Source organism: Aggregatilinea sp., from assembly GCF_036822615.1.
Classification (GTDB): domain Bacteria; phylum Chloroflexota; class Anaerolineae; order Aggregatilineales; family Aggregatilineaceae; genus Aggregatilinea.
This window is the reverse complement of record NZ_DAISHJ010000190.1, coordinates 1-5,891: the sequence shown is the minus strand read 5'-3', so window position 1 is coordinate 5,891 and position 5,891 is coordinate 1. Positions and strand designations below refer to the sequence as shown.

Here is a 5,891-nt window from a genome sequence, read left to right as displayed (position 1 = left end):
TCCCCTCTCCAACTTGATTGGAGAGGGGCCGGGGGTGAGGTCTGCTTTTTGCTTTTTGGCTCTCAGCCAACCGCACCCGTCCGTATAATCCGACTCGTTTCGAGGCGGTACCGAACACTGAGTCCACCAGCGACAGGCAGGCGAGCGCATCATGGCAAAAATTTTCGTGAGTTACAGGCGGGCAAGCTGGTCGTTCACGTATTGGCTGGTCGATGAGTTGAGCAAGCTGCTGGACGCCGAAATCTTCCTCGACTTCAGCGGCATCGACGAGTCGAACTTCGAGAACGCGCTGCTGCACCACCTGCAAGACAGTGACGCCGTGCTGCTGATCGTCTCCGAGCACACGTTCGACCCGGCCCGCATCTACAAAGAATCGGACTGGGTGCGCCGCGAAGTGCGCGAAGCGATCGACTATGGCAAGCCGATCGCGCTGGCGCTGGTCAACGGCATCGTGCCGCCCCCCGAACTGCCGGAGGATATCGGCGCGGTGCGCAAAGCCCAGGGGATCGAGTTCTACCCGCGCTACTTCAAGGCGGGCGTGCGCGAGCTGGCCGCGTTCCTCGACCGCGCGACTCCCGTCCGGCTGAAGGAAGCCCTCGTCGAAGCGCCGCACCCGTCAGCGGAAACGGCCCAGGCAGAGCCGCCGCAAAAGACGAACAAGGCCCTGCTCTCCGACGCCATCGCCATGCACGAAGCCGGGCAGTACGACCGCGCCGTGGCCCTCTACGAGCAGTTGATCGAGGCGGGCTACCGTCCGCGCCTGTTTTCGGTCGCCGAACTGCGCGATCAGGCCATCGCGGAGCGCAATGCCGAGCAGCGCCAGTGGGAAGCGGGCGAGATCTACGACGAGATCGCGGCGCTGTTCCGCATCGACGCGGCGCGCGCGTCCAAAGAATACAAGCGCTTCCGCGCCGACTACCCCGAATTCACCAGCGATCCGGCAGGGCTGGCCGCCAAGGCCGCATCGAACGCGCCGGTTCGCACTATAGAGACGCCCGTTCCGCCGGTCCAGGCATCTCCCGCCGAAACGCCCACCGCCGCGCCGGGCGCCCTGCGCCTGACCGTCACGCCCATCGCGGCGCTGGAAGGGCACGGCAAGCAGATCAACAGCGTCGCGTTCAGCCCGGACGGTCGCTTCGTGGCCTCCGGCGGCGGCGGCGAGCTCAGCGCGGGCGACACGACGATCCGGCTCTGGGACGCCGAGGCGCTTGCCGGAGCGGGCATCATCGGGCAGGCCAACGACACGGTGCGCAGCCTCGCTTTCAGCCCGGATGGGGCGCTGCTGGTCTCCGGCAGCGACGACAGATGCGTCCGCCTGTGGGACGTCGCCGCGCGGCAGGAGATCGCCAAGCTCACCGGGCATAGCGGCTACGTGCGCAGCGTCGCGTTCAGCCCCGACGGAACCCTGATCGCCTCCGGCGGCGCGGACAACACCGTCCGCCTGTGGAGCGTGGCCGATCAAAGCCTGATCGCCGTGCTCAACAGCCACACCGGCACGGTGCGCTGCGTCGCCTTCAGCCCCGATGGCCTCTGGCTGGCGACAGGCGGGCAGGATAAAAAGGTCCGTGTGTGGGACGTTGCTGCGCGGCACGAAGTCGCCGCCTACGATCAGGCCAATTCCGTGCACGCGGTCGCCTTCAGTCCCGACAGCACGCTGATCGCCTCCGGCGGCGCGAGCCTGCCGATCACGCTGTGGGACGTGGCGCAGCGGCAGGTCGGCGCGACCATCACGATCGGGGCATTTTCGCTGCAAAGTCTGGCGTTCAGCCCCGACGGGGCACTCTTGGTATCGACCGGGCAGAACAACAAGGTCTGTCTGTGGAGTGTCGCGGAGCGCCGCCAGCTGCTCGAACTCAAAGATCATGGGAACTGGGTGCACAGCGCCGTCTTCAGTCCCGATGGCACGCTGATCGCCTCCGGCGGCGACGACAAGCCGCTGCGCTTGTGGCGCGTAGCCTGGGAGTAACGGCGGGAGCCTCCGAAAATCACATGCGCGCCCTTCTGCGCACCCTCAGTACGCACAAATTGAGCGCCAGCGCGGGCGTCCTCTACGCGCTCATGTGGGTGATCGTGCTGCTGCCGCCGCGCGCGGACACGTTTATCGTGCAGCGGTGGCTGCTGGCGGGCGTCATCGCAGTGATCTGGCTGGATCTCCTCACCGCCACGATTGTCATCGGGATCGTGGCGATCCTCGCCACCCTGGTGGGCCTGCCCGATTTGATGCCGATCGATCTTCTTGAGACCGGCTCCCGCAGCACCATAATGCCGCTGATCTTCTGTGGCGGGCTGCTTTTATTTCCGTCGCTGCTCTGGGCGGTCAAAAACGAATGGCAGCGCCGGGGATCCACTGCCCGGCGGCTGTTAACCGGTGTGGTCGTCCCGCTCTATCTGGTCTGCGGCGCGTTCGCCGCCAACGTCCTCCAAACGCTCCCCGACGTACGGGCCGACTGTCCCATCCCGCTCTCAGAACCGGGCGAGCTGCGCATCCGGGTCGTTCACAGTCTGGATGATCACGTCTTTGCCGAATACCGTCAGGGCGGCGCGTGGAAACAGTCGCTGCACGTCACGGACACGGGTCTGGCCTCTGATCGCTGCGCGCAGACTGGCACAGCAGGAGAATCCTTCGCGTGGTTTTGGACCGACCGCATAGTCGCCACGTCAGACGATGGCGGGCGGAGTTGGACGGTTTTCGACGACTGGGCGACCCTGGAGTCGCTCCAGATTGCCAGTGTCACATTTCAAAGCAGGGCCGATGGCGCGCTCACCGTCTACCAGAGCCGCCACCCATCCACCTACACCACCACCGACGGGGGCCGCTCATGGCAGTTGCAGCTCGCCCACGAGTGACCGCCTCCAATCCATATAGGACCATGTGCCGTTGATTCTGCACAAGGGACACCCGTATAATTGTGACATTGTGTACAATCTCAAGTTGTGAAAGGGCGGTCCCTGTGTTCACTCAACTGAAATTTCCCACGCGCATGCACCGTGCCGATGTGGCGATGAGCCTGATGGTTATCGTGTGGGGCGTGCACTACATCGTCGTAAAAGATGCGTTCGGCAACCTCGCGCCCCTGACCTTCAACGCCATCCGTTTCATGATCGGCCTGCCCATCCTGCTGCTGGCGGTCGCGCGGCATCCCGCCTCGCTGAAAATCGCCCGCCGGGACGCGCTGAAGCTGATCCCGCTCGGCTTGATCGGTCCCTTCGGCTACCAGATCTTTTTCGTGCTGGGGCTGGCGCGGACCACTACCACCAACACCGCCTTACTTGGTTCAACCATGCCCCTGTGGACGGCCATCCTGACGATCGTGTTGGGCATTATCGTCATCCGGCGGCAGATGATCGCAGGCGTGATCATGTCCGTCATCGGCGTGGTGTTGGTGGTCCTCGGCAGCTCCGGGACGAGCCTCTCGATCTCCGGGGCCGATCTGGTCGGCAGCATGATGGCCCTCGCCTCTGCGATGGTCACGGCCTACTACAATATCACGGTCAAGCCGATCATCGACCGCTACGGCGGCACGGTCGTCGCCGTGTGGACCTATGTGATCTCGACTGTCGGGCTGATCGTCGTGTCCTCGCCGGACCTGCTCAGCCTGACGCCCGCCGACGTGCCCACGCGCGTCTGGCCGCACCTCGTCTTCAGCGGCGCGATCTCCTGCGCGCTCGGCTTCCTGATCGAAAACTACTCGCTGCGCACGCTCGGCCCGGCCCGCACGGCGCTGTACTACAACTTCACCCCGCTCGTGGCGGCGATCTCCGGCGTGGCGTTCATGGGCGATCCGCTGACGCTGGCGCTCATCGCGGGCGCGGGCCTGACCGTCGCCGGGACGCGGATTGTGCGGCGCAACACCTGGCTGCGCATGCCAAACGAGCGCGCCTCCGAAGCTGTACGCACGCGCGACCCTCAGCCGGAGCTGCGCGGCGCCGAGGCCGCATAACCTCAACCTTCGCCCATCCCGCTTGTCCCCCCTCTCCAACTTGATTGGAGAGGGGCCGGGGGTGAGGTCTGCTCTTTGCTCTTGCTTTTCCCTATTCCCTAACCCACCCCACCCCTGTGCCATCCGCACCGAACAGGCGTATAATCCCTAAAGGTCCGAGATCGCACCGAGGTCAATCGCGCTTGTCCGGCATAAAATCGACCGCCCTACGCTACGCCCCGGACCTGGCGATGATCTTCATCATCGTGATCTGGGGCTGCCACTTCATCGTCATGAAAAGCGGCCTGTCCGACATCCCGCCGCTGACATACAACGCCCTGCGTTACGCCATCGCCATGCCGTTCATCACCGGCATGATCCTCTACCGTGACCGCACCGCGATCCGAATCTCGCGCGGCGACATCGTCCAACTGCTGGTCGTCTTCACCATCGGCTCGACGGTCTACCAGATCTTCTTCGCCCTGGCGCTCAACCTGACCACCTCGACCAACACGGCGCTGGTCGTGGCGACGATGCCCGCCTGGACCGCGATCATCAGCATTTTCGCGGGCATGGTCGCGCTGCGCCGCCGCATGCTGATCGGCGTGGGGATCACGCTGGTGGGCGTCATCATTGTCGTGTTGGGCGGCTCGGGCGCGCATTTTGGCCTGTCGCACAACGACCTCATCGGCAGTCTGCTGGCGCTGGCAGGCGCGATCGTCACCGCGTGGGGCAACATCGCCACCAAGCCGCTGGTGGATCGCCTCGGCGGCATCCGCGTCTCGCTGTGGTCGTACTGGATCACAACCGGCGGGCTGATCGTGATCGCCCTGCCCGACCTGATCCACCTCTCGCCGGACCGTGTCCCGCCGCGTGTGTGGCCCAACATCTTTTACAGCGGCTTCCTGTCCGGCATTTTGGGCACGCTGATCTGGAACTACGCGCTGAAGGCGCTCGGCCCAACGCGCGCGGTCAGCTACCAGAACTTCCCGCCGATCGTCGCGGCGGTGGCGGGCATCATCTTTTTAGGCGATCCGCTCACGTTGGGGCTGGTCGTCGGCGGCACGCTGACGCTGGCCGGAGTGGTGATGGTCCGCAAGAATACGTTCCTCAAGCCCGCGCGCGCAGGCCAGGAATGGAGCCTGATGCCGTTCCGGTGGGGCCGGGGCAAAACGTCCGGTCGCCATCTCCCGTCCTGAATCGTTCACCGGACCGCAGACCACCCTGGAGCGTACCATGCCCGGTCGCATCGTCCCCTTCACGCCCGACATGATCCCCGACATTTCAGTCAATATGTACGCGGCCTGCCTTTCAAAGCCCGTATTCTGGCACTATGCCAGGATAGCCATAGGCAGCGCTTTTCACATGGTCAACGAGTGCGAGCTGGATGGCATGGTGTATGTAATGGGATTTGGCTGCGGAATTGATTCCTTTGTGGGGGACCTCATCGAACGCCGGATGAGGCGCATGACGGATATTCCCTTTATTACGGTCACAATCGACGAGCATTCGGGTGAAGCAGGGATTAATACAAGGCTTGAGGCCTTTTTAGATATGATTGAATGGAGGAAGGCAAATGAAAATAACATTTCCGCACCTGGGGAATGCCTATATTCTTGTGAAGGCGACTTTGGATGACCTGGGGGTGGACTACGTCATACCGCCCTTTAACGGAAAAAAGGCGCTGGAGATTGGTACAAGGTATGTGCCTGAGCTCGCCTGCCTTCCGCTGAAAATCAATATCGGAAATTACCTGCAGGCCGGCAGCCAGGGGGCGGACACCATTCTCATGCTCGGAGGGTGCGGCCCCTGCAGGTTTGGCTATTACTGCGAAATGCAGCGGGAAATTCTGCGGGATATCGGCTGCGACATGGATATCATCACTCTTGAAGCGCCTTATGGCGATGTAAACGAATTGGGACGCAGGATCAAGAAGCTGATAAACGGGGCAAGCACGGCAAAAGCGGCAAA

The 5,891-nt window shown here is 63.4% G+C and carries 5 protein-coding genes and 1 pseudogene; all 6 read left to right on the top strand.

The annotated features are described in order from the left end of the window. Positions 1-151 precede the first annotated feature (151 nt). Positions 152-1,966 carry a toll/interleukin-1 receptor domain-containing protein gene (locus V7116_RS25135; RefSeq protein ID WP_324394750.1) on the top strand — a complete coding sequence of 605 codons (1,815 nt, stop codon included), beginning with the start codon at positions 152-154 and terminating at the stop codon, positions 1,964-1,966. 23 nt (positions 1,967-1,989) lie between these two features. Next, complete coding sequence (locus V7116_RS25130; RefSeq protein ID WP_324394749.1) at positions 1,990-2,847, top strand: hypothetical protein; 858 nt, start codon at positions 1,990-1,992, stop codon at positions 2,845-2,847. A gap of 104 nt (positions 2,848-2,951) precedes the next feature. Further along, positions 2,952-3,941, top strand: a complete 990-nt coding sequence (locus V7116_RS25125; protein WP_324394748.1) for a DMT family transporter — start codon at positions 2,952-2,954, stop codon at positions 3,939-3,941. 182 nt (positions 3,942-4,123) lie between these two features. Continuing rightward, positions 4,124-5,119, top strand: coding sequence for a DMT family transporter (locus tag V7116_RS25120; protein WP_324394747.1), 996 nt, complete (start codon positions 4,124-4,126; stop codon positions 5,117-5,119). Between the two features lie 37 nt (positions 5,120-5,156). Next, on the top strand, positions 5,157-5,558 hold the full coding sequence (locus V7116_RS25115; protein ID WP_324394746.1) for a 2-hydroxyacyl-CoA dehydratase: 402 nt from the start codon (positions 5,157-5,159) through the stop codon (positions 5,556-5,558). Further along, positions 5,497-5,891 (top strand): annotated as a pseudogene (locus V7116_RS25110) (CoA protein activase); the annotation flags it as partial. The gene V7116_RS25115 and the pseudogene V7116_RS25110, both read left to right, overlap by 62 nt.

Coding starts and splice junctions, on each gene's coding strand:
- V7116_RS25135 (WP_324394750.1), top strand. CDS start 152: ATGGCAAAAATTTTCGTGAGTTACAGGCGGGCAAGCTGGTCGTTCACG.
- V7116_RS25130 (WP_324394749.1), top strand. CDS start 1,990: ATGCGCGCCCTTCTGCGCACCCTCAGTACGCACAAATTGAGCGCCAGC.
- V7116_RS25115 (WP_324394746.1), top strand. CDS start 5,157: ATGCCCGGTCGCATCGTCCCCTTCACGCCCGACATGATCCCCGACATT.